General features: G+C 30.8%; 1 protein-coding gene. It reads right to left on the reverse strand.

What is annotated here, in order from left to right; all coding sequences use genetic code 11:
* Positions 1–477, reverse strand: a 477-nt coding sequence (locus GQ589_RS11870; RefSeq protein WP_202115109.1) for a DUF6708 domain-containing protein, incomplete at both ends; no start/stop codon positions are given.

Here is a 477-nt window from a genome sequence, read left to right on the forward strand (position 1 = left end):
CAAGAGGAACTGATACTGAGGTCATACACCCTTGAATATCTGCCCAATTAAACTCTTTAACCGTTATCTCTTTAGCTCTAAAGGGCGAGCGAATAAAGGTCGACCATGCTCCAAAATATAATAGGAAATGGTCATAAATATAAACCTTACCTGTTTTTCTATTTAAACGAATGGGACAATCTTCAGGAGCAAAACAAATATTCAAAAACATCTGAAGAAAGAGCTGAATTATCAATATTGCAACAAAATTAAAAGGTAAAAACATGAGACTATATTCTTCGCCAACAACAATATCACGTGTTACCATATAAAAGCCAAAAATTGATAATAAAATTATTAGGAAAGCAATAATTATCATGACGATACGAAGAAAAGGATTCATCCCTGTTAATCGTCTTGAAAATTCACAATAATCATCATTAGCATAACGTAGTTTTTTATTATTACTTAAATGTAATTGTGTTGTATATATTCCTT

Origin of the sequence: Gilliamella sp. Pas-s27 (assembly GCF_009795865.1) — a bacterium.
Taxonomy (GTDB): Bacteria; Pseudomonadota; Gammaproteobacteria; order Enterobacterales; family Orbaceae; genus Gilliamella.